Annotated in this window: 27 protein-coding genes; 13 read left to right on the forward strand and 14 right to left on the reverse strand. The window is 43.0% G+C overall.

What is annotated here, in order from left to right:
- Position 1: 1 nt before the first annotated feature.
- Positions 2-1219 carry a signal recognition particle-docking protein FtsY gene (gene ftsY / locus NWQ57_RS06310; RefSeq protein ID WP_306021289.1) on the reverse strand — a complete coding sequence of 406 codons (1218 nt, stop codon included), beginning with the start codon at positions 1217-1219 and terminating at the stop codon, positions 2-4.
- An 85-nt stretch (positions 1220-1304) separates the two neighbouring features.
- Between ftsY and rsmD the strand changes: the two genes are divergently transcribed.
- Positions 1305-1889, forward strand: a complete 585-nt coding sequence (gene rsmD / locus NWQ57_RS06315; RefSeq protein ID WP_306021290.1) for a 16S rRNA (guanine(966)-N(2))-methyltransferase RsmD — start codon at positions 1305-1307, stop codon at positions 1887-1889.
- A 40-nt stretch (positions 1890-1929) separates the two neighbouring features.
- Here rsmD and NWQ57_RS06320 read toward each other — a convergent pair whose 3' ends face one another.
- Together NWQ57_RS06320 and NWQ57_RS06325 are read right to left on the reverse strand one after the other, a co-directional pair.
- A complete protein-coding gene (locus NWQ57_RS06320; RefSeq protein ID WP_306021291.1) occupies positions 1930-2529 on the reverse strand; it encodes a YjaG family protein in 600 nt (199 codons plus the stop codon).
- Complete coding sequence (locus NWQ57_RS06325; protein WP_306021292.1) at positions 2530-3120, reverse strand: YhgN family NAAT transporter; 591 nt, start codon at positions 3118-3120, stop codon at positions 2530-2532.
- 245 nt (positions 3121-3365) lie between these two features.
- Here NWQ57_RS06325 and NWQ57_RS06330 point away from each other — a divergent pair, with 245 nt between their 5' ends.
- Complete coding sequence (locus NWQ57_RS06330) at positions 3366-3548, forward strand: helix-turn-helix domain-containing protein (protein WP_306021293.1); 183 nt, start codon at positions 3366-3368, stop codon at positions 3546-3548.
- Between the two features lie 48 nt (positions 3549-3596).
- Here the strand turns inward: NWQ57_RS06330 and pepB are convergent, their stop codons facing one another.
- Complete coding sequence (pepB, locus tag NWQ57_RS06335) at positions 3597-4880, reverse strand: aminopeptidase PepB (RefSeq protein ID WP_306021294.1); 1284 nt, start codon at positions 4878-4880, stop codon at positions 3597-3599.
- 66 nt (positions 4881-4946) lie between these two features.
- Between pepB and sfsA the strand changes: the two genes are divergently transcribed.
- The 7 genes from sfsA (at position 4947) to panC (ending at position 10937) form a co-directional block, all read left to right on the forward strand.
- The gene (gene sfsA, locus NWQ57_RS06340) at positions 4947-5651 is read left to right on the forward strand and encodes a DNA/RNA nuclease SfsA (RefSeq protein ID WP_372340897.1); all 705 of its coding nucleotides are present in this window, start codon (positions 4947-4949) and stop codon (positions 5649-5651) included.
- 167 nt (positions 5652-5818) lie between these two features.
- Positions 5819-6268, forward strand: coding sequence for an RNA polymerase-binding protein DksA (gene dksA, locus NWQ57_RS06345; RefSeq protein ID WP_306021296.1), 450 nt, complete (start codon positions 5819-5821; stop codon positions 6266-6268).
- 72 nt (positions 6269-6340) lie between these two features.
- On the forward strand, positions 6341-7255 hold the full coding sequence (gene gluQRS / locus NWQ57_RS06350; protein ID WP_306021297.1) for a tRNA glutamyl-Q(34) synthetase GluQRS: 915 nt from the start codon (positions 6341-6343) through the stop codon (positions 7253-7255).
- A 128-nt stretch (positions 7256-7383) separates the two neighbouring features.
- Positions 7384-8706 carry a polynucleotide adenylyltransferase PcnB gene (gene pcnB / locus NWQ57_RS06355; protein ID WP_306021369.1) on the forward strand — a complete coding sequence of 441 codons (1323 nt, stop codon included), beginning with the start codon at positions 7384-7386 and terminating at the stop codon, positions 8704-8706.
- Complete coding sequence (gene folK, locus NWQ57_RS06360; protein WP_306021298.1) at positions 8703-9200, forward strand: 2-amino-4-hydroxy-6-hydroxymethyldihydropteridine diphosphokinase; 498 nt, start codon at positions 8703-8705, stop codon at positions 9198-9200. The genes pcnB and folK overlap by 4 nt, the downstream gene beginning before the upstream one ends.
- 84 nt (positions 9201-9284) lie before the next feature.
- On the forward strand, positions 9285-10079 hold the full coding sequence (gene panB / locus NWQ57_RS06365; protein WP_306021299.1) for a 3-methyl-2-oxobutanoate hydroxymethyltransferase: 795 nt from the start codon (positions 9285-9287) through the stop codon (positions 10077-10079).
- 9 nt (positions 10080-10088) lie between these two features.
- Positions 10089-10937 carry a pantoate--beta-alanine ligase gene (gene panC / locus NWQ57_RS06370; RefSeq protein ID WP_306021300.1) on the forward strand — a complete coding sequence of 283 codons (849 nt, stop codon included), beginning with the start codon at positions 10089-10091 and terminating at the stop codon, positions 10935-10937.
- A 30-nt stretch (positions 10938-10967) separates the two neighbouring features.
- Here panC and panP read toward each other — a convergent pair whose 3' ends face one another.
- A complete protein-coding gene (gene panP / locus NWQ57_RS06375; protein ID WP_306021301.1) occupies positions 10968-12587 on the reverse strand; it encodes a pyridoxal-dependent aspartate 1-decarboxylase PanP in 1620 nt (539 codons plus the stop codon).
- Between the two features lie 142 nt (positions 12588-12729).
- Between panP and NWQ57_RS06380 the strand changes: the two genes are divergently transcribed.
- On the forward strand, positions 12730-13443 hold the full coding sequence (locus NWQ57_RS06380; RefSeq protein WP_306021302.1) for an EAL domain-containing protein: 714 nt from the start codon (positions 12730-12732) through the stop codon (positions 13441-13443).
- On the opposite strand, the gene NWQ57_RS06385 is transcribed toward NWQ57_RS06380, so the two are convergent.
- The 5 genes from NWQ57_RS06385 to putP form a co-directional block, all read right to left on the reverse strand.
- Entirely contained in the window at positions 13444-14109 is a 666-nt protein-coding gene (locus NWQ57_RS06385; RefSeq protein ID WP_306021303.1) for a tRNA (guanosine(46)-N(7))-methyltransferase TrmB, read from the reverse strand.
- Positions 14110-14139: 30 nt separating this feature from the next.
- Complete coding sequence (locus tag NWQ57_RS06390; RefSeq protein ID WP_306021304.1) at positions 14140-14910, reverse strand: ABC transporter permease; 771 nt, start codon at positions 14908-14910, stop codon at positions 14140-14142.
- Positions 14903-15844: an ABC transporter ATP-binding protein gene (locus NWQ57_RS06395; protein ID WP_306021305.1), complete on the reverse strand. Its 942-nt coding sequence runs from the start codon at positions 15842-15844 to the stop codon at positions 14903-14905. The genes NWQ57_RS06390 and NWQ57_RS06395 overlap by 8 nt, the downstream gene beginning before the upstream one ends.
- Positions 15845-16146: 302 nt before the next feature.
- Entirely contained in the window at positions 16147-17274 is a 1128-nt protein-coding gene (proB, locus tag NWQ57_RS06400; protein ID WP_306021306.1) for a glutamate 5-kinase, read from the reverse strand.
- Positions 17274-18770: a sodium/proline symporter PutP gene (putP, locus tag NWQ57_RS06405; protein WP_306021307.1), complete on the reverse strand. Its 1497-nt coding sequence runs from the start codon at positions 18768-18770 to the stop codon at positions 17274-17276. Before putP ends, proB begins: the two co-directional genes overlap by 1 nt.
- Before the next feature lie 370 nt (positions 18771-19140).
- Between putP and NWQ57_RS06410 the strand changes: the two genes are divergently transcribed.
- Together NWQ57_RS06410 and NWQ57_RS06415 are read left to right on the forward strand one after the other, a co-directional pair.
- Entirely contained in the window at positions 19141-19623 is a 483-nt protein-coding gene (locus NWQ57_RS06410) for a MarR family winged helix-turn-helix transcriptional regulator (RefSeq protein ID WP_306021308.1), read from the forward strand.
- A 61-nt stretch (positions 19624-19684) separates the two neighbouring features.
- Positions 19685-20290, forward strand: a complete 606-nt coding sequence (locus tag NWQ57_RS06415) for a DNA-3-methyladenine glycosylase I (RefSeq protein WP_306021309.1) — start codon at positions 19685-19687, stop codon at positions 20288-20290.
- Between the two features lie 103 nt (positions 20291-20393).
- Here the strand turns inward: NWQ57_RS06415 and NWQ57_RS06420 are convergent, their stop codons facing one another.
- The 4 genes from NWQ57_RS06420 to pdsO form a co-directional block, all read right to left on the reverse strand.
- On the reverse strand, positions 20394-20762 hold the full coding sequence (locus NWQ57_RS06420) for a hypothetical protein (RefSeq protein ID WP_306021310.1): 369 nt from the start codon (positions 20760-20762) through the stop codon (positions 20394-20396).
- 240 nt (positions 20763-21002) lie between these two features.
- Entirely contained in the window at positions 21003-21614 is a 612-nt protein-coding gene (locus tag NWQ57_RS06425) for a class GN sortase (protein ID WP_306021311.1), read from the reverse strand.
- Positions 21581-23713 carry a marine proteobacterial sortase target protein gene (locus tag NWQ57_RS06430; protein ID WP_306021312.1) on the reverse strand — a complete coding sequence of 711 codons (2133 nt, stop codon included), beginning with the start codon at positions 23711-23713 and terminating at the stop codon, positions 21581-21583. The genes NWQ57_RS06425 and NWQ57_RS06430 overlap by 34 nt, the downstream gene beginning before the upstream one ends.
- Positions 23714-23750: 37 nt before the next feature.
- A complete protein-coding gene (gene pdsO, locus NWQ57_RS06435) occupies positions 23751-24473 on the reverse strand; it encodes a sortase-associated OmpA-like protein PdsO (RefSeq protein ID WP_306021313.1) in 723 nt (240 codons plus the stop codon).
- 194 nt (positions 24474-24667) lie between these two features.
- On the opposite strand from pdsO, the gene pdsR reads away from it, so the two are divergent.
- Positions 24668-25357, forward strand: coding sequence for a proteobacterial dedicated sortase system response regulator (gene pdsR / locus NWQ57_RS06440; protein ID WP_306021314.1), 690 nt, complete (start codon positions 24668-24670; stop codon positions 25355-25357).
- Positions 25358-25372 lie beyond the last annotated feature (15 nt).

Consider the following 25372-nt stretch of genomic DNA (forward strand, 5'->3'; position numbering starts at 1 on the left):
TTTAATGGTGTTTCTGTTTTGATTGTGTTTTTTCATTGCCTGAGAAAAGTGCTTCAACAAACTCTTTACTGTTGAAGGGGCGCAGATCTTCTATACCTTCACCCACACCAATGTAACGAATGGGTATTGGAAACTGATCAGCAATCGCAAAAATGACTCCGCCCTTTGCTGTGCCATCAAGTTTTGTTAGTGTCAAACCGCTTAAGCCAACCGCTTCATTGAAAAGCTTGGTTTGACTGAGTGCATTTTGCCCTGTACCAGCATCTAAGGTCAGCATGATTTCATGAGGCGCTTGTGGATCAATTTTCTTCATGACACGAACCACTTTTTTGAGCTCTTCCATTAAGTGGTCTTTATTTTGAAGACGGCCGGCGGTGTCGGCAATAAGCACATCAATATTTTTGGCCTTTGCTGATTGAAAAGCATCAAAGATAACAGATGCACTGTCTGCGCCGCTTTGCTGCGCAACCACAGGGATATTATTGCGCTCACCCCATACTTGTAATTGCTCTACGGCCGCTGCACGAAAGGTATCCCCAGCGGCAAGCATGACCTTTTTGCCTTGCTGTTGAAATTGTTTAGCCATTTTGCCTATAGTCGTTGTTTTACCTACACCGTTTACACCTACCATTAAAATGACATAAGGCTTTTTATCGGCATCAATAGTGAGTGGGTTATCAACCGCGCTTAAAATGTCGACCATTTGCTGTTTGAGCAATTGAAACAAGGCATCGGCATCTTTAAGTTGTTTGCGATCCGCGCTCTCTGTTAATTTGGCGACCATTTTACGTGTGGTGGTTATGCCAACGTCAGCGATAAGCAGTTGAGTTTCTAATTCTTCAAACAGCTCGTCATCAATGGCTTTACCGCGAAATAAATTAGCCAAGCCACTACCAATACTTTCAGTAGTGCGTGATAAACCCTTTTTTAAACGCGCAAATAAACTTAATTCCTCAGGGGCTTTTGCTACAACCTCAGTTTGTATCACGCCCTCAGTCGACTCTGGCGGCATCTCTTCAACCACTGGCAGGGTTCTTTCACTGCTGCCTATCACTGGATCATCGGTAACTTGCGCCGCAGCCTTTTGAATTTCAGCTAGCTCAGGGGCTTCTTCAGGTTCATTTTTTGTCGCCGTATCGTCGGTGGAAATTGGCTCGACGGGCTGTGACGTCTCTTCTTTCTTTTTGTCTTTACTTAGCCAGCTAAAAAACTTTGACATATTTTTACTAAATCCTTGGGAAATTCGTGGGTTATTTGAGATAAACTACTACTCAGTGTGGGCAATAATAGCATTTCAAAGACCAATGAAGCGAGGCGTAAAACCATCAAAGCAGCCATCAGGCTCAATCCGGATTATTAGCGGCCGGTGGCGCGGCAGTAAATTACCTGTTGCAAACGTGCAAGGACTCAGACCTACAACGGATCGTAACAAAGAGACCTTATTTAATTGGCTAATGCCTTATGTGCAAAATGCGAGGTGCCTTGATGTTTTTGCGGGCAGTGGCGGCCTAGGATTTGAAGCTTTGTCTCGTTATGCAAAACATGTGGATTTTATAGAGTTAGACAAGGCGGCGGTGACCAACATTCAGCAAAACTTAGTCAAATTAAAAGCGGAAAACGAGCTTGCAAAGGTCATAACAGGCAATGCCTTGCAAGTGTTACCAGGGCTAAAACAGCAATTTGATATTATTTTTCTTGATCCGCCTTTTCACCAAAATTTACTTCCTGAAACGTTGCGCCTCATTCATGAGCATCAAGTATTAGCGCCTTCTGGCATTATTTACATCGAGTGCGAGCAACAAGCTGCCGACTATGTAGTGCCCGTTCACTGGCAGCTCCTTAAAGAGCGGCAGGGCGGTCAGCTTTGCGCCCGGCTTTATCAAAACTAAGGTTTTATTAAATACAACTAGTTATTCTTATATTGACTAACTAATTGATTTCAATACCAATATTGCTTATTCCTGGTTCGGTTGCAAAGGTTTTTAAAAGTTTGCATGTTGAGGCATTATGCGGATGTTTTTTTATCAAGACTAGAAGTTCTTTTTGAACTTCAATTTCCCACTGCATCAGAGGATGGGCTTTAATTTCAGCATCTGATATTTCGCCATCAGCGGTTGCCTCGATAAATGCTTCAACGCCACCTTGAGACAGTTTACTCACGACGACAGCCCCTTGTGGATCCTCACCTTGAATCAATAAAATAATAGCTGTCATCGACATGGCGACATCGAGTGCGGGGTATACACCATAGTTATCAAAATCAGCGGTATCAGGAACGGCAGTTTCGATTTTTTCTAATTGTGCTGTAAAGTTTATTTTAGCCTTTGGTGATGCCAGCCAATCCCAAATGGCATCTAAGCTATTACGGTAGAGACTTGGATCGGCAAATTCGGTTACTTCACAAAATAGCGTATAGTTAGGCAGCATTCTTTCAAGTAAGGTTGCAGCATAAGCAACCGCTTGCCATCCCTCCAAATCTCTGACTTCTTGAAATACGGTTAATTTTTTTAACAAGGGTGAATCCTTCATTTAGGGTAGTTGGTAATATTGGCCAACGCCATCGAGTAACATTTGAATCGAAATCATGATTAATATCATGCCCATCAAACGCTCAATCGCGGTTAAACCACGTTCTCCAAGTAATTTATGAAACAAACCAGAGAACATCAAAATAGTAGCAGATATAAACCAAGCCAGACCAAGAGCAATCGTCCAGTCCATCATGCGATTGTGATCTTGATTGGCCAATAAAATCAGTGCAGCAAGTATAGAAGGGCCTGCAATCATTGGGATAGCCAATGGAACGATGAATGGCTCTTCTCCCGGTGGCAAACCGGTAACACCTCCTGGCTGAGGAAATATCATTTTCAGGGCAATCAGAAACAAAATGATCCCTCCGGCAATACTAACCGTCTCTTGTTTAACGCTTAAAAAATTAAGCACTGCCTGCCCACTGTACAAGAATATCATCATGATAATGAGGGAAAATATAAGCTCTCGAACTAATACAATTCGCCTTCTTTTTGGCTCAATGGATTTCAATACAGACATAAAAATAGGGAGATTACCCAAAGGATCCATAATAAGAAATAATGTGATGGCAGCCGACCATGTATCCATTTTTTTTACCCTAAGTGTGTGTAGAACAGCCGTAGTTTAACGTATCTCAAGATCACTACCCAGTTATTCATAAAAAATAGTTTTAATTTCAAAGGCTTGATGCTTTAATTCAATTTACATTGCGTTTCGTCATCAGACATTATTCTACTTCGCAATAATCTTCACTAGCAAAACTAAACATTTACGCTTTAATTGTGTAGATTACTTTGCTGAAAATAACTAAAAAGAGATAGAGGAAAACAAAGATGAGTCTAATGACCGTGGCGCAAGTAGCAGAATTTCTTGGTGTGCAAGAAGTGCGAGTTGAACGTCTTGAACGTGAAAGTTTGTTAATTGCCCAAGAAAAAGACGCAGATGGAAAACCATTATTTGATTCTACTGCCGTTGAACGTTACAAAGTGTTGGCTGAACGTTTGGGCGGTTTATAAAACACAGCGAATGAAGTGGCATACACACCACTCACTGTGTTGTTTCATTTAGCAGTCAGTTAGTGCTCGGGCAATGGTTCTGAAGCCCTGTGCACTGGCTCCTGCAGGCATTTGGTTACTCCCGTTTGCATGGTAAGCTGCCGCTAAATCTATGTGTAACCAACCTGTGCCATCCTCATTAACAAACCGTGATAAAAAACCCGCGGCATTTGAAGCACCACCTGCGCCTCCCCCTTTTTGTACCCGGCTGTTCGCCGTATCGGCAAAATTAGAAGGGCATTTTTCGCGATGCCATTTTTCTAGTGGAAGACTCCAAGCTAATTCTTTCTCTTGTTCTGACCACGCTAATGCCCGTTGTAGCAGTGTTTTGTCTAAAGCAAAAAGCGCATTATATTCATTGCCTAATGCGACCTGAGCTGCGCCGGTCAAAGTTGCAGCGTCGATAATTAAGGGCGCTGAGGTTTCACTGGCAGCAATCAACCCATCCGCTAGCACTAAACGGCCCTCTGCATCTGTATTAACGATTTCTACCGACGTTCCATTTTTATAGGTTATAACGTCGCCGAGTTTAAAAGCATGGCCACTGACTAAGTTTTCTGCACAACACAAAAATACCTTAACCCGTTTACTGAGCCCGCGCATGATGGCTAAACCTAAGCCGCCTATTACGGTTGCTGCGCCGCCCATGTCGCACTTCATATGTAACATGCCTTCACTTGATTTCAGGCTGTAACCACCGCTGTCAAAGGTAATACCCTTGCCAACCAGACAGGCTGCGACGGGTAAACTGCTATCACCACTGGGATTAAAGTCGATTTCAGCTAATACCGGAGGACGGGAGCTACCTCGGCCTACTTGATAAATGCCATGCCATCCTTGTTGATGAAGTTCTTCACCCACAACAAGACGACTACTGATTGCATGGGGGGCAATGGAGCTTAACCAAGCAATACTTTGTTCGGCTAATAACACCGGAGAAAGTGCCTCTGGGGTGGCATTGATTATTGCACGGGTAAACTGCATGGCGTCAAACCGGTTTTGTAATTCGACTTTATCTGCATTACTTAACCATTCAATCTGGGTTGGCTTTTTCGCCGAGGCAAAGCTTTGGGCAAAGGCCCACTGTTGTTCTATATACCAGTTACCAACAAATTTTACCTGTAATATACCCATTGCATCGATAAGGCGTGCGGCCCTTTGAATTAAACCACAATCAGCCAATGGGTTTTGTAGATGAATTTTTACCTGATTACTTGCTGTTGAAACCAGGGCGCCAGGGGCATAATAGGCAGGAATAGGATCGGTAGTTAAAGAGATGTCACAGAACGTCATATTAGCTCCAGTAGAGTCAGAGGACTAAATACTATCAGGTCTTTAGTCACTGTGGAGAAAAGCTTAGTGTTGTACGGTAAAAAATTAATCAAAGGTAGGTTAGTCAAACGGTATAAACGTTTTTTAGCGGATGTGAAGTTAGATGACGGGAGCGTGGTCACTGCTCACTGCGCCAATACGGGTGCAATGACCGGATGTGCAGAGCCTGGTTGGCAAGTGTGGCTATCGCATAGTGATAATCCAAAACGAAAACTGGCTTACAGTTGGGAACTAGTCAAGACCGATCAAGCGCATTGGATTGGTATTAATACACATAAGGCTAATGATCTCGTCGCTGAGGCCTTGGCAGACAATAGAATACCTGAGCTTAAGGGTTATACCCATATAAAAAGAGAAGCAAAATATGGCGTAGAAAACAGCCGAGCTGATTTTTTGTTATACGATGAGCAGCGGCAAGATTGCTATGTCGAAGTCAAGTCAGTCACATTATTGCAAGATCAACAAGGGTATTTTCCTGACACTGTGACAGTGCGTGGTCAAAAGCATTTACGTGAATTAGCCCAATTAGTCAGTGAAGGTAAACGCTCAGTTTTACTCTTTTGTGTGCAACATAGTGGCATTGATTCAGTAAAAGTCGCGCGTCATATTGATGCTGCCTATGCAAGGGAATTTATTAAGGCTAAAGCAAAAGGAGTAGAAATATTGGTTTATAGCGTCAGTATGTCGCCAGAAAAAATCTTTATAAATCAATCCATCCCCTTTAAATGTTAAATTAGCGGTTGATTTTTCTCGCCGGATCGCCATATTGCGCAGCTTACTTTGATTTTCGCGTGTGTTGCTGAAGGTAAAAGCGCAAAAAATTGCCTGTGCAAGGGCTTTCTGATATACATAGCCGCCTGCATATTTCAACTCGTGCAGTAGTTTAGGAGAATTGGCAAATGCCAACAGAAAAAACAACAAAAACACTTGGTTTACTCGCGCTTGCAGGTCTTACTCCTTATATAGAGAAAGACGGCGAAGAGTATATGAACGATAAGCAAATGGAGCATTTTCGTTTATTGTTGAAAGCTTGGCGTGATCAACTACGTCAGGAAGTCGACCGTACTGTTCATCATATGCAAGATGAAGCGGCTAATTTCCCCGATCCTGTGGATAGAGCAGCACAAGAAGAAGAATTCAGCTTAGAACTACGCACCCGTGATAGAGAGCGTAAGTTGATTAAAAAAATCGAAAAAACCTTAAAACGTATTGAAGAAGACGATTTTGGTTTTTGCGATGCTTGCGGAATCGAAATCGGCGTACGCCGCTTAGAAGCGAGACCTACAGCTGATTTATGCATCGATTGCAAAACAATGGCTGAAATTAAAGAAAAACAGCTGCAAGGTTAATCCTGCCGCCGGTAGTGTCCGTGTTGCAAGATGGCAGCACGGCCACCACTACATAACTTCTGTGCATCTTATATGCCTACTTTGCCCCCTCAACACACGTCTAATTATGTCGGACGTTTTGCGCCTTCGCCATCCGGCCCATTGCACTTTGGTTCTTTAGTTACTGCCTTAGGCAGTTATTTACAGGCTAAACAATCACAAGGTAAATGGCTTGTTCGTATAGAAGATATTGACCCACCCAGAGAAGTCGCTGGTGCCAGTGAGCAAATTCTAAATACCTTGGCGCAACACGGTCTGAATTGGGACGATGAGCCTGTTTTTCAGAGTCAGCGTTCGGCGTTATATCGCCAAAAAATCGCCTGGTTGCTTGAGCATAACTATACCTACTTTTGTGATTGTACTCGTGCTGAGTTGGCAGCGCTTGCACCAAAAACCTTGTGCTGTTGTGCGACACAGTCAAATTTTAAAAAGCATGCCGCTATACGCTTCAAAAATAGTAAGCATATTAAGACCTACTTTGATGAAATACAGCAAGAGGTAAGCCATCGCGATAGCGAGGTGCAATTTGCCATTAAACGCAAGGACGGTTTATTTGCCTATCAACTAGCAGTCGTAGCAGATGATATTGCTCAGGGCATCACCCAGGTCGTACGTGGTGCTGACTTATTGCACGCCACCTTTTATCAACTTGCCTTGTACCAGGCGTTTGGTCATAAGCCACCGTCATTTGCCCATTTACCCCTTGTACTAAGCCCAAATGGTAGCAAGCTCAGCAAGCAAAATCATGCGCCCGCTATTGATAACCAGCAAGTTGAGTTGAATCTATTTCATGCTATGTGCTTTTTGGGTTTATCACCGCCAAAATCTTTGCAAACTACAACAGTTAAAGAGATCTTAAATTGGGGCATAAACGCGTGGCAACTCAGTGCAGTACCGCCTGAAGTTGCCTGCAATGACAATAGAATTAAGGCGTTATACAGTATATGATTAGCGCCGATTTTTCGACTTAACTCAGTCAAGGAGTACAGCTCATTATTTCTCGAGTCATCGACAAGGTAAAAGATGCTTTGCGCGGCAAAGCTGTGGTTCAACCAGCCAAGCTAAGTGTTGCGATAGTGCCTCGTGCCGATCACCCCATTTCCCGCGACGATATTAGCGAAAACGCACTTAAAGTATTGTATCGCCTGCACAACGCTGGATATCAGGCTTATCTGGTGGGGGGTTGTGTGAGAGATTTACTTTTAGGTAAAGAGCCAAAAGATTTTGATGTCACCACTAATGCTACGCCCGAACAGATCAAAGGTTTGTTTCGTAATTGTCGTTTAATCGGCCGCCGTTTTCGTTTGGCACACATTGTTTATGGTAGAGAAGTGATAGAGGTTGCGACATTTCGTGGCCATCATCAAGACAGCGATGATACGAATGATGAAGACAGTGCCAACACTTCTGATTTGAGTAAACAAAGTGACCATGGTCAGTTATTACGTGATAACGTTTTTGGTAGCATTGAAGAAGATGCCCAGCGCCGAGATTTCACTATAAACGCCATGTATTACAACATTGCTGACTTCTCGATCAGCGATTTTGCAGGTGGTATGGCGGCGATAAAAGCCAAAGAAATTGCTCTCATTGGTGACCCAGAGACCCGTTACCGTGAAGACCCAGTGCGCATGCTGCGTGCAGTGCGATTTGCAGTTAAATTGAATATGCGTATCAGTGATAAGAGCGCCAAGCCTATTAAAGAGCTCGCGCCCTTATTAGGCAATATTCCAGCAGCACGACTGTTTGAAGAAGTGCTGAAGTTATTGCTTTCAGGCCAAGGTTTAGCGACCTATCGTTTGCTGGACACTTATGATTTATTTGAGCCTTTGTTTCCGCAACTTGGCCCACTGCTAAGTGATAAAAATAGCCGAGAAGTGCGCTTTGTTGAACAAGTGCTGACCAACACGGATAATCGAATTAATACCGGCCAACGGGTCACCCCCGCGTTTATTTTTGCCGCTTTTTTATGGTATCCCCTAGAAGAACGTTGTCAGCAGTTGATGGTTGAAGGGGGCTTAACTCATTTTGATGCCTTCAACTTGGCATTAAATGACGTACTGCATAAACAAATTCAGCGCATCATGATTCCTAAACGGTTTAGCATGCCCATTCGCGAAATTTGGCAGTTGCAGCTCCGATTATCCAAACGTTTTGGTCGTCGTGCTTATCAGATGCTCGAAAATCCTAAGTTTCGTGCGGCCTATGACTTTTTGTTGTTACGGGCTGATGTAGAAGGCGGCGCCTTACTTGAATTAGCTGAATGGTGGACAGAATTTCAATCTGCCGACGAACAAGGGCGTAAAAATTTACTGGCAGACTTACGGAAAGCGGAAGGTTCAGCCCCAGCAACTAAACGTAAACGTCGCTATCGCGCAAAGCCGAAGAAAGCTGAATGATAGACGTATACCTTGGCTTAGGCAGTAATCTTGCTGAGCCTAGTCTGCAAATTAGTCGTGCCTTAGAAGCTTTGGCGCATCTTGGTCAAACTACGGTTTTGCGCTGTTCTAGTTTGTACGCCAGTCGTCCCATGGGGCCGTCAGATCAACCAGATTATGTGAATGCTGTTGTGCACCTACAAACTTTGTTGACGCCAGTGAGCCTATTGGCGGCTACGCAGAAGATTGAATTACAGCAAGGTAGAGTGCGTAAAAATGAGCAATGGGGGCCGCGCACACTGGACATTGATATATTATTGTACGGCAATGAAATTATTAATTTACCGCAATTGGTGGTGCCACACTATGGTATGAAAGTACGAGAGTTCGTGCTTTATCCTTTGCTTGAGATTAGCCCTAATCTGCGATTGCCTGATGGCGAAAATGTCACGGATGTCATTAAAAACTGTCCTCTTAACGGTCTCTGTGTTTTGTCTTGTGCCCCCCCTTTCTAGATATTCACAGAAAAGTCAGTATAGTTTCATGCATAAATTTCTTATAAAACCCAGATTGTACGCCCTAAGATTGGAGCAAATTTTATGAAAAAGGTCACGACTTCAAGCTTATTGAAGATGAAGCAAGATAAGCAACGTATCAGTGCCTTGACGGCTTATGATGCAAGCTTTGCTAAATTGTTTGATGAGCAAGGTATAGACATTATGTTAATCGGTGACTCCTTGGGCATGGTCTTGCAAGGTGGTGATGATACCTTAGGCGTTACTATCGCTGATATTGCTTATCACACAAAAGCGGTGCGCCAAGGCACGCAGCGCGCCTTTGTTATTGCCGATATGCCTTTTATGTCTTATGCCTGTGCCGAGCAAACTTATATGAATGCAGCACAGTTAATGGCAGCAGGTGCAAGCATGGTTAAGCTTGAAGGTGGAACGTGGTTACTTGACACCATCAAAGGTTTGGTTGAGCGTGGTGTTCCTGTCTGTGGTCATCTGGGTTTAACGCCGCAGTCAGTGCACGTTTTTGGTGGTTTTAAAGTGCAGGGCCGTGAAGACTTACAAGCTGAAAAAATATGTGATCAAGCCAAAGAATTAGAACGAGCTGGTATACAATTATTAGTCCTTGAGTGTGTGCCATCAAGTTTGGCTGAACTTATTGCTAGCAGTCTCAGTATACCTGTTATTGGCATAGGTGCTGGCAACCTAACTGATGGGCAGATACTGGTTATGCATGACATGCTAGGGATCAGCGCCAATTACATGCCTAAGTTTTCAAAAAATTATTTACAGTCAAGCGGGGATATTCGCCAAGCTGTCAGTGATTATATACGTGAAGTACAGGAGGGTGTTTTCCCCTCTAGCGAGCATAGTTTTAATTAGGAAAGGTTGATGCAGATTATTAGTGATATTCCGGTTTTAAGAGAGCAACGAAGGGAATGGCAAGCCAGTGCTAAAGTCATTGCCTTTGTACCCACCATGGGAAACTTACACCAGGGGCATCTAAATTTAGTACGAGAAGCTAAAAAACACGCTGATATCGTTGTGGTTTCAATCTTTGTTAATCCCATGCAGTTTGGACCTGATGAGGACTTAGATGCATACCCGCGGACACTCAATGATGATGCGGCAAAGCTAGAAGCCTTAGACGTCAGTGTTTTGTTTGTACCAAAGGTCAGTGATATTTATGCCCGAGGACTAGAGCAACAAACCTTTGTTGAAGTACCGGGTATTTCATACATGATCTGTGGGGCAAGCCGTCCTGGACATTTTCGTGGTGTGGCTACCATCGTGTGTAAATTATTTAATATGGTGCAACCGAACTTGGCCTTTTTCGGTGAAAAAGACTTTCAACAATTGCAAGTTATCAAAGCCATGGTCACTGACTTATCAATGAACCTACAAGTGATTGGTGTGGCTACCACCAGAGAATCAGATGGTTTAGCGATGAGCTCAAGAAATCAATATCTAAATGCCGAGCAACGTGCTTTAGCACCAATATTGTACGAGCAACTAACTATAATTGCTTCTGCAATTGAACAGGGCCGTAGAGATTTTTCAATGCTGGTTAGTCTGGGTAAACAACATCTTGCTGAGCTGGGTTTTAATCCTGACTATATTGAAATTCGCAATGCAGAAAACCTACTGCCACCTGGGCACGAAGACACTCAATTAGTGATTTTGGCCGCGGCATTTTTAGGCAAAACCCGTCTTATCGATAACATCCAAATCCAACTATAAAGCCCATTCATCAAGTAAAAAAGCAGGTAATTAACCTGCTTTTTGATGTTTAGCGCAAAGCTTATTCCAAATTTTAGTTTTGCTGGCTAAGGCGAGTTGCTCATCCAAGATATTTTGTAAATCTAGCTCGGTGGTTAAAGGGTTGGCAATCACAACCCTAAATACCGTAATCGCTTGAGTATTGTATTTTTCTGTTTGTAAACGGGTGCGTGATACAAAGGATTTACCTGCCTCACGCTGCTGTTTTTGAATCACAACGTTGAGTTGATCAAGTTCAAGATTTACGGCGCTGGCCAATTGCGGCATACGATTTAACTTATCTTGTAGCGCTTCTGGATTCAGGCGATAGGTTAATAACGACAGGGTGGGAGCAGTGATAAGCTCAAAATCAGGATTTGATTGGATCATGCGAGCAAAGGTTTTAGCTTTTTCAATACTCTGGTCAATTAATAACTCGTAGCCTTTACGTCCAAAAATATGCAAAGAAGCGTAAACCATCATTGCCATACCATTGCGTGACCCTTCAAGGGTTGTTGCCCCTAAGTCTTTCGAGCCCGCACGAAGAATGTACTGGGCATGATGGCGCACGGCATTGCTATCGTTTGGATCTTTAAATAACACCATGCCTGCGCCCATAGGCACATACATTTGTTTATGCGCGTCTATCGTAACTGAATCAGCGCGCTCAATCCCTTTTAATAAGGTGCGATAGGTGCGAGAGAACAGTGTTGCGCCACCCCAGGCGGCGTCTACATGAAAGTGACAACCTAATTCGGCAGCGACATCGGCTAATTCGTCTAATGGATCAATGTGACCTGTTTCAGTAGTGCCTGCAATACCGACAATAGATAATATTTTATTGCCTTCAGCTTGATACTGTTTGCCCACCGCTAACGCTTTTTCAGCGGATAATCGCTGGGTAGGACAATCTATAGTCAGTAATTGTTCACGACCTAAACCAAGCAAATCAACAGACTTAGACAGCGAGTAGTGGCCCCGTCTTGATGACAATACGCCCATCTTTTTAATGCCGTAATGTTGTAAGCCTGCTGCTAAGCCTTCATAAGCGACACCACGAAATTGCGGAGTAGCGGGTAGCGCTTTGTTTCTAGCCACCCAAAGTGCAGTGACGTTTGCAATCGTGCCGCCAGAACAAAAGGCGCCTAAAGCGTGATTAGCACTGTGTAAATAAGTTCGATAAAAGTCACTCGATTGGCCATAAACCAACTCATGCATCATGCCCAAGACTTGACGTTCAAGAGGCGTAAAGGCTTTAGAGGTTTCAATTTTTACGAGGTTTTGATTAAGGCCCACCAGTAACTTTGCTAATGGCAAATGAAAATAAGGTAGAGCGGAGGTCATATGACCAATGAAGGTCGGAGAGTAAGTATTAACAGAATTAGCCACCAATTTATCTAACAAATTGGCCGCATGCTCAGATACAAATTCTGGTTGTTCAGGTACCGCATATTCGGCAAAGTTTTTTTCTATTTGCTCTAGCGATTTTACTGATGTAACAACGTGCTGAGACAAAAAACCGGCAAGGTTGTCTGACAGATGCTGTTCAATTTGGGCTAACTTAGAACTCTTACCTTCAGGCATAGTAAAAACCTTGTAGAGGTGTTCTAAACTGACTTCGGCTTCACCCACACTTGTAACCCTAACTGAAAATTTTCAAGGGGCGAACTTTACCTCAAAATCCTTCACAGACCAATAGTCCGCCCGCCAAATAGACGCTTGGCTAATCAGGAAGTCCTGCTATATTGTAGGAAAAACAACAATTAAGGTCAGTATGCAAGTATCTCATGTTATTAGAGATTTTAGTTTGGAGCAGGTCGTTCCGTATTTTCAGCCCATTCTCGACTTACATAACAATACCGTGTGGCGCTATGAATGTTTAGCCCGCTTTATCAACATAGAACAGCAATCTTTTGTGCCTACTGAGCTTTTATACTTGGTCGAGCGTCGTCATTCAAAAGCAAAATTGACCTATAACATTTTTAATGGCAGTGCTAATTACTTTCGTTACATCAACATGGCGTGGAGCATTAATCTTAGCTTGCAAGATATGCTCGACCCTGAGATGGCTGAGTTTGTTCAAAATCAATTACAGGACTATCCCAATCCTACCCGTATTTCGATTGAAATAGCCGCCAAAAACGCAGTTGAAAACCCACAGTTGTTCAATGAATTTGCGGGCTTATTTAAAGCCTTAAATATTAGTCTTACCTTGGATCAGCTAGATCCTTTTGATGTAGACCTGACGCACTTACTCAATTTACCTGTAGAGGCCATTAAAATTTCAGTGAGAGACATTAAAAAATCACAGACGGATGGTGTGCTATCACAGGCCTTGCAGGCTTTTATTTTGCTGGCGGAACAAAACCAGATTACTTTAATTGCTGAACATCTTGAGCAACAAAATGAGCTCGAGTTAATTCAGCAATGGGGTTTTCAGTACGCTCAAGGGTTTTATATCAGCCTCCCCAAATCTGAAATAGAATAGTTAATCTTGTAATAAATTGGCGAGTAATTGCCAACTAGATTGACCACTGTGCCAATACTTTCGTTCGAAAGGGGTCATTGGGGTGTCAGCTTTATATGCTTGGGTGGATGCTTTGATTCCTGCGACTTTTAGGGCCAATTTAAACTCTTCAATGTATAGCTGCCAATTGCTTCGTACTTCAAGTTGACCTGCTAATTTAAGGATGTCAGGAAAAGCTGAGGAAGCATACCAACGATTCTGCAATTGAGAGGATTTAGGGTAGGGATTAGGGTACAAAATAAAGTGTTTGGATAACTGCCAACCTTCAAGAACCGCTAGTCTCCAAAAATCATGTAAATCCGCTCTCACTAATAAATAATTACTGCTATCTCCGGCATAGGAGTGATGTTTGTCGATTCTGGCGGCGGATTTATCTATGCCGATAATTTTTGCATGAGGGTGGGCGCTAGCGATCAGACTCGTACTTTCACCTACACCACAGCAAGAATCAAATATCAATTCGCCTTGCCATGGGCCCAACCACTCTTTGGTAGTCATAAACGCTGCCTGCGTATGAGCAGACAGCGGCTTGAGTGAGTGGCTATTTAAATATTTCTCTACTACTTTTTGCAGATTTTGGTGCACACCTGCTTGATTGGTGTCGATACTGCGAGCTAGTTTTTGCATAACTACAACTATTGTGACCGTAAAATGATATTAACTGCGAATGCCCACACCGCGATTGATTAATGAATAAGCGACACTTAGTAGTATGACATTAAAGCCTATTAATAAACCCAGCGACACGTATTGATTCACGTCAGATACGCCTAAAAATCCGTATCTAAAACCATTCACCATATACACAATGGGATTGGCTTTACTTACCCATTGCCACAATTCAGGCAACATAGACAACGAATAAAACACGCCGCCAAGGTAGGTGAGCGGGGTTAAAATAAAGGTTGGTATAATACTAATGTCGTCAAAGCTATTGGCAAAAATCGCGTTGATAAGCCCTGCCGTAGCGAACAGCACTGCGGTTAATATTAGGGTGATAATGATAAAGGCTAAGTTATGTATTTTGATATCGACAAAAAATAAAGATACTGATGTGACAATAATGCCGATTAGCAAGGCTCTGGCTACACCACCACCGACAAATCCCGCAATGATGACCCAGTTAGGCACGGGCGCTACCAGCATTTCCTCAATATTATGTTGAAATTTGGCACTATAAAACGACGAGCATACATTGGAATAAGAGTTTGTAATGACCGCCATCATGATGAGACCAGGCACAATAAACTCCATGTAACTAAACCCGCCCATTTGACCGATGCGGCTGCCAATGAGGTTACCAAAAATAACAAAATACAGGCTCATTGTAATCGCAGGGGGTAGCAGGGTTTGTACCCAAATACGTAGGAAACGCGTACATTCTTTAATCCAAATGGTGCGTAAAGCGACAAAATTACGATTAGCCATTTGCGATTTCTCCTGTGACTGGGTTGCGGCCTGATTCGACTAAGCGAACAAAAAGCTCTTCTAGGCGGTTTGATTTATTACGCATACTCAGCACATGAATGCGCTGTTCAGTTAATTGTTCAAAAACCGTATTAAGGTTGGCTTCCTTGTGCACGTCGACTTCTAAGGTGTGATCATCAATCAAACGATAATCAAAGCCAGATAAGTTTAAAGAACTTACGTTCTCTGAAAGGTCAAATACGAAGGTCTCTACATTTAAGGTAGCTAATAAAGATTTCATGCTGGTATTTTTAACTATGACACCTTTATCAATAATAGCGATGTTTCGGCACAGCATTTCGGCTTCTTCGAGATAATGTGTCGTCAGGATTATGGTGACACCTTGCTCATTAATGGCTTTTAAAAAGGTCCACATAGAACGGCGTATTTCGATGTCGACGCCAGCGGTTGGTTCATCAAGAATGAGCATTCTGGGTTCATGCATTAAGGCCCGAGCTATCATCAGGCGTCGTTTCATCCCACCTGAAAGTGTTCTTGCTGCTGAGTTGCGTTTTTCCCACAAGTCTAATTGTTTTAGGTATTTTTCAGCCCGTGGTTTTGCCACGCTGCGTGGCACGCCGTAATAACCAGCTTGATTCAACATAATCTGCAGTAGAGTTTCAAACTGGTTAAAGTTGAACTCTTGCGGTACCAAACCTATACATGCTTTGGCTGATTCCATTTGGCTAGCAAGAGAATACTCGAATATATTAACCTCGCCGCTAGTTTTGTTTACCAGTGAGCTAATAATGCCTATGGTAGTAGATTTACCCGCACCATTGGGGCCGAGTAGAGCAAAGAAGTCACCTTGTTTCACTTGCAGGTCGATGCCATGCAAGGCTTTTGTGCCACTTTTATAGGTTTTAGTTAACCCTTTTATATCGAGTGCAAACATTGTTTTTGCCTATGCGTGATGAAGATGGTGCAGAAGATGAATAGCGTAAATAGCCATCATAGGCTATCACTAGCATGCTATATGCCGTTTACTTTTAATTAATCAAGGTTATCTGCAAAAATTATACACCCCATGGTATCTTTGGAATGAATACAAATCACTACTTTGTGCTGATTTATCCCTTGCTCAGGATGAATCAACAGGCTGCAGTCGCCTTAAAATAAAGGCGGGCCTCATTTGAGGTCCGCCTAAGTAATGGCTAGTAGTCAGGTGTTCACTTAACCAAACCCTAAACTGACGCGTTAAACGGTCTTATTTACCAGCATTGCCATGTTCTTAGACGATATTATTGAGCCGGTATTTGATTGAAAATCAGTGGCAAAACTATCGTCTTCTTGATCAGCAATAAAGCTGAGTAGACAGCTACTGTAATTGGAAGCTGCTTTAGCCAATTTAGTCCCATCTTTTTTAGTGATAAGTACTGTGTCGCCTACGGTAAATTGGCCTCTTACTTCGGCAATCGCTTCACTGGTTAGTAACTCACTTTGAATGTCAGAGCCAAATTCAAAATCATTTTCAACCACGACTTCACCCTGTGCGTCAGAGGTGTAAGTCATCCAATGCACGAGCTCTTTCATGGGCTTTGGTACGGATAAAAAGTGAGTACCAGGATTTTGTCCGGCTAACAACTGGTTAAATGCGGTCTCAGAAAAACCATTAATTATAAAGGTGTCAATACCGTGTGAAGTGGCTTTTTCTGCCGCTTCGACTTTAGTTCGCATACCGCCGGTTCCCAATAAACCTGCTTCTGAGCCTGCCATGGCATAGGTATGTTTGTTAATTTCATTAATTACCGGTACAAGCACCGCATCACTGTTGGTCCGTGGGTTTTTATCATATAGACCATTAATGTCTGAACAAATGATAAGCACATCAGCATCAGATGCGGCGGCAACCATTGCTGATAAATTGTCGTTATCGCCTACCCGTAATTTGTCAGTTGTTACCGTATCGTTTTCATTGATGATAGGTAAAATTCCGTTATCGAGAAGGTTCACGATGGTATTTTTTACACTCACATAGCGCTCTCTGTCTCGCAGATCGCCATGAGTCATTAAAATTTGCGCCGTAGGAAAATCAAATAGATTGTTCCAGATTCCGATCATTTCTGTTTGACCCGCTGCCGCCATCGCCTTTTTAACGGTCACGCTAGGTTTGTCAATGTTGGGGAATAGATGAGAGCCAGCAGCCACTGAGCCAGAAGAGACCAACACGACTTGCACGCCCATCTCACGGCAGCGCACAATAAATTGTGCAATGCCCAATAAATATCGGCTACTTACGCCTTTTCGGTCGGGTGCTATTAATGCACTGCCGACTTTAATGACGACTCGTTGCCATTTAAAATTAGTGCTTTTAATATCAACCATTACTTTTGCTCCGCTAAAATTTGATTTGTTTTATTGAATAAAGTGATTGTGTTTTGGCTTGGCGCTGCACTGAATTGGCTAATCAGCCAGATCACTATGCTGCTCAAGATAAAGCCGGGAATAATTTCATACACAACACTGCTTAAGGTACTGCCATCACTGAATACCGGTGCGTAGATCCAGAATAGAACCGTCAGAGCACCAGTGATAATGCCCCATACGGCAGCCGTATGGCTCAGGTCTCTTTTATACAAACTGAATAACACCAAAGGACCAAACGCCGCGCCAAAACCGGCCCATGCGTTACTAACCAACGACAAAATACTATTAGAACTATCAAGTGCTAATAGCATCGCTATTATCGCCACACCTGCGACCCCGTAGCGCCCGATTCTTACTGATTCTTTTTCAGTGGCCTCTTTGCCCGCTTTGAGTCGATAAATATCTTCAGTTAAAGAGCTGGCAGAGACCAATAACTGCGAAGAGATTGTGCTCATGATGGCGGCAAGGATGGCTGCCATCAAAAATCCACTAATCAGGGGATGAAAGAGTAAGTTAGAAAATAAAATGAAGATGGTCTCTGGATCCTCTACCGTTAGATTAAATTTATTGGCGTAAGCAACGCCAACTAATCCAGTAGCAAGGGCGCCTATTATGGTCACGCTCATCCAACTCATACCGATAAGACGCGCCACTTTAATATCAGCCACCGAGCGAATCGCCATAAATCTTACGATGATATGAGGCTGGCCAAAGTAACCTAGCCCCCAGGCTAAACTCGACACCAAAGCCCAGAAGCCTAGGTCGCTCATAGACGCTGAAAAAGTAGGAATAGACATTTGAGCAAAGTGATTTAATTCGGTTACGCCATCGAACTTTAAATATGCCACGACGGGTACCAAAATCAGCGCAAGAAACATAATGCAGCCTTGCACAAAATCGGTCATGCTCACGGCTAAAAAGCCTCCTAGTAGGGTATATGAAACCACCACACCTAAGGTGATAACGAGGCCAAGGTGGTAGCTTAAGCCAAATGCAGATTCAAATAATTTGCCACCAGCCACTAATCCAGCTGAGGTATATAGGGTGAAAAAGAGCACGATAATAGCCGCAGAAATGATTCTGATTGAGCCCTTAGGATTATCAAAACGTTTCGCGAAAAATTCCGGTAGGGTAAGCGCGTCATTAGCGACCTCGGTATAAACTCTGAGTTTAGGTGCGACGATGATATAGTTGATTAAAGCACCAAGGGTTAAACCAATAGCGATGTAAATGGTTTCATACCCCACCGCGAACATGGCACCTGGTAGGCCCATCAACATCCATCCGCTCATATCAGAAGCACCGGCTGATAAAGCCGTTACTTGGGGGCTCACTTTTCGGCCACCTAATAAATAACCAGACATATCGCTGGTAGAATTCTTGTAAGCAAACAAGCCTATGCCTAACATTGCTAAAAAATACAGTGCTAGGGTGATGTAACTCATATTGTCCATTTTGTTCCTTATATTTTGTTACGCCCACGACTAGAAGTCAGTTTCATTTAGTCATTCGTTTTTGCATGGAGTAAGGTTTTATTCACGAAATATGCACTTTTAGTGCATGAATGTTGAGCATTATAAACTAAAACGATTAAAAATGTTTAGTGTTCTAACTTTTTATATATACAGAGGATTTATATAAAAAGTTTTGAGTCTGTCGTTAAAGCGCTTTTAGGCATTTAGAATGAATTATATTACGTACAATTTATGCCTTAGTTTTATTGTGAATATTTATATTAGTTAGAGGTCAAACTAAATTTATCTTCATTCGAATAAGGTTTATAATTGTCAGCAGTAGTTTGAAAATTGAAGTAGATAAAGTGATATGAAGAAATATGAAGAACTGTTGATCTCGCTGCGAAAAGTTATCCGAGCGATTGATATGTATTCAAAAAAGCTCAACAAAGATACCGGGCTGACCAGCCCACAACTGTTAGTACTGCAACAAATTGCTTTACGCGAAGACGTGATGGTCAAAGATATTGCACAAAGCATTAATCTCAGTTCGGCTACTGTTACCAGTATCTTAGACAGACTAGAGCCGCGGGGCTTAGTAATTAGGCAGCGTTCCACGGTTGATAAACGCAAAGTCGGTTTATACGTTACCCCCAAGGGACTCGATGCCATAAGCGGTGCGCCCACGCCCTTGCAAGAGCATTTTATTAAACGCTTTGAAACGCTAGCTGAATGGGAGCAAACTCAGTTGGTGGCCACCATGCAGCGATTGGCCTCCATGATGGATGCCCAAGACATTGATGCAGCGCCCCTACTAGAACTTGATAGTTTGCAAAATCTGTCTGCTAAATAAGGACTGTTAAAGCACCATCGCGAGCAGTTAATTTATTTAGACAACGCAAGAGGAATGGTAGATGAGCAACTCCACTCTGGGTTCAGATGGCGTTATACGCTGTGGCTGGTGTGCGCAGACAGATGCGTTTATTCCCTATCATGATCAAGAATGGGGCATGCCAGTGAAAGATGATCGAGGTTTATTTGAAAAACTCTGCCTAGAAAGTTTTCAGTCAGGCTTAAGTTGGCGCACCATTCTTACAAAACGAGAAAACTTTCGTAACGCCTTTGCGCACTTTGATTTTAACCAAGTGGCACTGTTTGATGGAAAAGATGTCACACGCTTGATGGAAGACCCCGGCATTGTGCGTCACTCAGGAAAGATCGCTGCGGTTATTCATAATGCTCAGCGTGCCAAAGAACTGCTTGCTGAATGTGGCTCATTAGCCAACTTTTTCTGGCGTTTCGAGGTTGCCGATAATCGTTATTCACCTCAAAGCATGACTGCCTCGGCCGAATCTATCACCATGGCGGCGGAACTTAAAAAGCGTGGCTGGAAGTTTGTGGGCCCCACCACTTTATTTGCGTTTATGCAGGCTGTGGGTTTGATTAATGATCACGCACAAGATTGTGCTATTCGAGGTGTTGTTCAAGAAGCGAAGCAAAATTTTACTCGACCCACTTAAGCTTAGTATTGCTGAATCAAGGGGTAAATCTAGGCAAATAAAAAGGCAGCTTAGCTGCCTTTTTTGAATCTATACAACTGTCTGTTTTAAGAGACGGCTGTATTTATTCGCAATCTGCGGGATCGCCACCCATTTTTTTCTTGGTTGCAATACAGGCTTCTTTTAACTTTTCAGCTGCGCTGTCTTTTAACTCAGCAGCTTTCTCTTTACTCGCATCAACCATGTCTTCAGCTTTGTCTTTCGCTTCATCATAGGTTTCAGAGGCTGAATCTTTAGCGTCTTCATACATGTCACCGGCTTCGTCAGAAGCGTCTTCTGCCATTTCTACCGTTTTATCTTTGGCTTTTTCTAGTTCAACTAAGGCTTCTTGTTTAGTTTCTGCAGCTGATTCTTTTTGATTTTCTGTACACGCAACTGTTCCTAGAAGTGCAGCTAATAACAATACGGCGATTTTATTTTTAGTGATTTTCATATGTGTTCCTTGTGGTTTGATTTATCTATCGTGCGTATCCAGTGTAAGCGACTTTGCCTTACGAAAAAGTTTTTTCTTAAAACTATCACTTAACAATCGATAAAATGAAAGATTTGAGCAGCTTAGCGAAAATCATTCCATGTTTATAGCTTATTGATAACGTTACATTAATTTAGTTTATTTAAAATTAAACCTGCATTTATTAATGAAGATGTCTGTTTTAGAAGACAGGACTATTCACTAATCGCCTATTTTTACCGCATTGACCACAAACCGCAGGCTAGGATTAGGCGTAATACTGTCGAACGGATAACAAGTAATCAGGGTCAGGCTTGGCTGGATAAATTGTTCTTGATTTAGCAATGTCGATGTACCGAGCAACGCCGCTGGGATGATCTGCCGATCGGTAACTTGATAGGTTGTACTGCCATTTAAGTGGGCCACCTTAATAGTATCTTTGTTTTTTAACGTTTTTAGACTGTTAAATTGGGTATCTCTGTGCCCCACTATTACAGTGTTGCCCCGTTCTCCAGGTAAAGGGCTAGCACTTAAATGTGTGGGGCCAAAGGCTAAGTTTCGCCCATTTGCCCCAGCCAGCACATACCAATGCTGCGCACCAATTGACAGCTCAGCAACCGGATACGTATCTGCCCACGACCAGGGGCGATGCGCTTGCTGATCAAGCAATGTTGCCTGCCATGCCGAAGCAATTAGATATTGCGCTACATGCGCTTTAACAAATATCCACAGCCCTGAGGTCAATTGATAGAGGCCTACCACCCCTAAAATAGCAAACAGATAGCTACGCTGTTTAGGATTTATACGGATTTGCGGCAAAACACCAGTAAACATAGGGCGCCTCCTATTAAAAGACTACCAAGCAGGATGTTAAGCTCAGCCGTGGTGGCAGTCTGAGGTAGCTGGGCAAGTGAAGCGCTTAATGGGCTATTTTTAGGCACGTGATTATGCGTTTGCATGTCATGGGCAGGTATATGAGTGGGTTTAGAAGGGCTGATATCCACTGCAATCAGGCTGGTATATTGACTCACCAGATGATGTTCTAAGGCGGTTTGTGTGAGCTCTTGCTCAATTTTATCCAGCTGCTCTTGGCTGGAGTTATCTAGCATTGCAGCTCGTTGATTACGGCTTAATTGCGCTATTTTTTGCCTTGCCCACAATACATTTAAACCCGCTTGTGGTTGAGCTGTTGTCGTGATTAACTCACTTTTCCATGGTTCATTAGCAAAGCGCCCCAGCAAGCTCATAGTTTGAAGCGCACCGGCTTGTGCTTCATTTGGGTCTTGGCGATAGCTGAGAATTAAAGGCTCGCCAAGATACAGGTCAGTAATGACATTCGGGTAAAGCTCGATTGACGACGCTTCAACCAACATATTGTCGCCAACTAAAAGATGAATATCCGTTAGCGCGGGATGAGCAAGCTTGCTTAACAAAGTCAACATTTGACTTTTTACTTGTTCAATAGAGCCAATATAGGTGTAAGTGCCTTTACCCATCTTAGCGGCTTCAGTCATAAAATAGCTATTGGGTGCACTGCCGATCCCCACAGTAAATAAACGTGAGCTTTGCAGGTTTTCAGAAATTAATTGCATGAGGCTTTCTTCATTGCCCACACTTCCGTCGGTAATAAACACAATTTGCCTTAGCCTTTTTGATTGTTGCTGATTCGCAAAAGCCAATTCCAGCGCACTGGCAATCTCCGTACCTCCATCGGCACTGAGATTGACAATAAAATTTCGAGCTTGAGTAATTGCTGCAAGTTCTGCGGGTTTGGATTGCTCCCACAATTTGTGCGCAAAGCTATTAAATTCAATAATGTTGAAGTGATCTTCAGGCTTTAAGTCACTTAAGGCCAATAGCAGCGCTTGTTTAGCTTGAGTTAACGACGCACCCGACATAGAGCCTGAGGTGTCTAGAACAAAGATAAGCTCTCTACTGATTAATGTAGTTGAACTATCTGCCGAATCTTTTAGTGGAGGATAAACCATCACCAAGCCATATTGTTTGCCGTTCACGCTCTGCTGAAAATGTGCCACTTGTGGCTGGGGGTGTAATTCAGGTTGCCACCGTAGTACAAAGTCTTGATTTGCTATGATGCGTTTGTCTAAGCGGATACGGTATTCACCCTCAGCGATTTTCTGAGTTTTTACCTTGTGAAAGTCACTGCTTATGTTTTTAACTGCGACACCAGAATCCAGCCTTATGTCTATATCAATGTCTTCCACTAGGTTTTCTGGCGCTTGATAGTGAGCGTGTTCAAGTTCAGTCGCTTGACTCACGTCATGGGTTTTGGGTGCCGGCAAATAACGTGGTGTAATTGTCAGTGGAAGGCGCAATTGATAAGCATCGTGCTCGTAAGCGATGGTTTGTTGATATTCAATACTGATTACTATTTTTTCATTTGGGCCAATATTTGCGATTGAATTTGTAAATAAATTAGGCCGCTGTTGGCTTATTAAACTGGCTTTTTTTCCTTCTTTTTTAGCTTGTTCGAATATCTGTTTAGCCTGTTGTTTGGGTTTTATTTGGCCCTCTATGATGCGTTCGCCTATTTGCATCTGTAGATGGTCAAGCGCCGCATTTTCAGGTAACGGAAAGACATATAAGCCGTTGACCCATTCATTACTGCTATTATGAAATGTTTGGCGTATTTGCGTCCTAGCAACGACACCACTGACCTTAATGGTGGCTTTTGTGCTTAGGCTAGGGCTCAGTCGCAGACCACTTTCTTGGGTATTATCTGAGTCAAAAAATAAGCTGCCTCGTTGAGCCTCTTGATAATTTGCAACCTGCCAACTGCCGGTGTTGGCAGGTAATTCAATAAGTTCGGGATGTTTCAAATTTTTTGGGTTGAAGGAAGGCACTGCTATTTGCAGTGCCCCAAGTGCCAGTGCAACTAACAAAATGCTGGCAAATTTAGTGACTGGCGCCATGGGCTACCTCTTAAGGTTTATGCTGTGATTGATAGGCTTAGGGTTGGGCAGCAGTCATAATATTGATGTCATCTGACACCGTTAAGCTAACGCGGCGATCGAAAAAATTATCCTCAACTTCAGTACCGCGACTAACTAATTGGGACTCACCATAAGCGTGTGAAATGAGTTGTTTCTCAGCCACTCCTTGGCTAAGTAAATAGTTTTTCACTGATAAAGCGCGTTGTTCTGAGAGGACTTGGTTAAATTCAGAGTCTCCGCGTTGGTCGGCATAACCTGAAAGCTTCACCGTCAATTTAGGATTTTGTCGTAAACTCGCAGCGAGTAAATCGAGTTCGCTTTTATAGTGTTGCTCGAGCTCAGAAGAAGCCGTTTTAAATTGAATACTGGTGACAATGTCTGGATTCGCTTGATCTAAGGTTTTATCTAAGGTTGCCATTAAAATAGCGGCTCGGGCGTCAGCTTCATCTACTTGTTGTTGCAGTACAAACAGGGCTTGCTGTTTTTGTGCAATTAGGTGTCTAGAAGCTGCTAGCTTTTTATCTGAGTTCACATCATCAGCAATCAATAAGCCGAAGATGCCTGCCACCATCCCCCCTAAAGGACCTGCTACGGCAGTTCCCACTAATACACCTGAACCTAAACCAATTAACTCATTATTTTTCTCCTCAGTTGCATCTACTGAGCTTGCTGATGCTTGCGCGCAAAGCAATACACTTATGGCGACTGAAATACCTGTTTTTATTACTGTGTTTTTCATCTTCTGTTTCCTTATGACTTGTGGGGATTCCTAAGTAGTAAAGCGCGTTTAGTTGGCTAATTAGGGGAGAGAAAGTGGCAATGTTGAGGGCAATTGTGGCGAAAAAATGGCTTTTGCGTGTGGGAGGCGTTGCACTACTAACAAATACGTTTTTTTACGATATAGTGCGAGCAAGCCGTTAACTGAGAAAGTTCATGTCAAAACGTATTGCTTTGGTTGAAGACGACCAAGCCCTTCGAGAAAACTATGTAGCCGCCCTAAATAAACAGGGATATGAAGTGCTTGCCTACGCTAATCGTAAGGTGGCAGAACAAGCTTTTGCGAGCAGATTGCCTGATTTAGCCTTGATTGATATTGGCTTGCAAGATGAGTTAGATGGCGGTTTTGCTGTTTGCCAACAATTGCGTTCTATGTCTAAAACACTGCCTATCATCTTTTTTACCGCCAGAGATAATGACTACGATACTATTTGCGGTTTGCGTATGGGGGCCGATGACTACCTAACCAAAGATATTAGTTTTCCTCACCTATTGGCTCGTATTGCCGCGTTATTTAGACGGACCGAACTGCTCAATCAACCGCAAAGTGCCACCGATCTTATTCAGTGTGGTGACTTGAGCATGGATAGCAAAAGGATGACGGTGCGATGGAAAAATCAGCTTATTGAATTGACGGTCACAGAATTTTGGATGCTCCACGCCATTGCCAAATATTCTGGTCACGTGAAAAGTCGTCAGCAACTGATGGACGAATCTAAAATGGTGGTTGATGACACGACCATTACCTCCCACATCAAACGTATTCGTAAAAAATTCATGCTAATCGATGCTGATTTCGATCGGGTTGAAACGGTTTACGGCATGGGGTACCGGTGGAAAAGTTAGTTATAAAAGGCTATA

The organism is Paraglaciecola sp., assembly GCF_030730205.1.
GTDB lineage: Bacteria > Pseudomonadota > Gammaproteobacteria > Enterobacterales > Alteromonadaceae > Paraglaciecola.

Bases quoted from the DNA above. Each gene is read 5' to 3' on its own strand.
- NWQ57_RS06320 (WP_306021291.1), bottom strand. From the start codon at position 2,529: ATGAAGGATTCACCCTTGTTAAAAAAATTAACCGTATTTCAAGAAGTC.
- NWQ57_RS06420 (WP_306021310.1), bottom strand. From the start codon at position 20,762: ATGAAAATCACTAAAAATAAAATCGCCGTATTGTTATTAGCTGCACTT.
- NWQ57_RS06380 (WP_306021302.1), top strand. From the start codon at position 12,730: ATGCAAGTATCTCATGTTATTAGAGATTTTAGTTTGGAGCAGGTCGTT.
- pdsR (WP_306021314.1), top strand. From the start codon at position 24,668: ATGTCAAAACGTATTGCTTTGGTTGAAGACGACCAAGCCCTTCGAGAA.
- NWQ57_RS06425 (WP_306021311.1), bottom strand. From the start codon at position 21,614: ATGTTTACTGGTGTTTTGCCGCAAATCCGTATAAATCCTAAACAGCGT.
- panC (WP_306021300.1), top strand. From the start codon at position 10,089: ATGCAGATTATTAGTGATATTCCGGTTTTAAGAGAGCAACGAAGGGAA.
- panB (WP_306021299.1), top strand. From the start codon at position 9,285: ATGAAAAAGGTCACGACTTCAAGCTTATTGAAGATGAAGCAAGATAAG.
- NWQ57_RS06410 (WP_306021308.1), top strand. From the start codon at position 19,141: ATGAAGAAATATGAAGAACTGTTGATCTCGCTGCGAAAAGTTATCCGA.
- NWQ57_RS06390 (WP_306021304.1), bottom strand. From the start codon at position 14,910: ATGGCTAATCGTAATTTTGTCGCTTTACGCACCATTTGGATTAAAGAA.
- gluQRS (WP_306021297.1), top strand. From the start codon at position 6,341: ATGCCTACTTTGCCCCCTCAACACACGTCTAATTATGTCGGACGTTTT.
- NWQ57_RS06330 (WP_306021293.1), top strand. From the start codon at position 3,366: ATGAGTCTAATGACCGTGGCGCAAGTAGCAGAATTTCTTGGTGTGCAA.
- NWQ57_RS06385 (WP_306021303.1), bottom strand. From the start codon at position 14,109: ATGCAAAAACTAGCTCGCAGTATCGACACCAATCAAGCAGGTGTGCAC.
- proB (WP_306021306.1), bottom strand. From the start codon at position 17,274: ATGGTTGATATTAAAAGCACTAATTTTAAATGGCAACGAGTCGTCATT.
- NWQ57_RS06395 (WP_306021305.1), bottom strand. From the start codon at position 15,844: ATGTTTGCACTCGATATAAAAGGGTTAACTAAAACCTATAAAAGTGGC.
- putP (WP_306021307.1), bottom strand. From the start codon at position 18,770: ATGGACAATATGAGTTACATCACCCTAGCACTGTATTTTTTAGCAATG.
- pdsO (WP_306021313.1), bottom strand. From the start codon at position 24,473: ATGAAAAACACAGTAATAAAAACAGGTATTTCAGTCGCCATAAGTGTA.
- rsmD (WP_306021290.1), top strand. From the start codon at position 1,305: ATGAAGCGAGGCGTAAAACCATCAAAGCAGCCATCAGGCTCAATCCGG.
- ftsY (WP_306021289.1), bottom strand. From the start codon at position 1,219: ATGTCAAAGTTTTTTAGCTGGCTAAGTAAAGACAAAAAGAAAGAAGAG.
- NWQ57_RS06415 (WP_306021309.1), top strand. From the start codon at position 19,685: ATGAGCAACTCCACTCTGGGTTCAGATGGCGTTATACGCTGTGGCTGG.
- pepB (WP_306021294.1), bottom strand. From the start codon at position 4,880: ATGACGTTCTGTGACATCTCTTTAACTACCGATCCTATTCCTGCCTAT.
- folK (WP_306021298.1), top strand. From the start codon at position 8,703: ATGATAGACGTATACCTTGGCTTAGGCAGTAATCTTGCTGAGCCTAGT.
- NWQ57_RS06325 (WP_306021292.1), bottom strand. From the start codon at position 3,120: ATGGATACATGGTCGGCTGCCATCACATTATTTCTTATTATGGATCCT.
- dksA (WP_306021296.1), top strand. From the start codon at position 5,819: ATGCCAACAGAAAAAACAACAAAAACACTTGGTTTACTCGCGCTTGCA.
- NWQ57_RS06430 (WP_306021312.1), bottom strand. From the start codon at position 23,713: ATGGCGCCAGTCACTAAATTTGCCAGCATTTTGTTAGTTGCACTGGCA.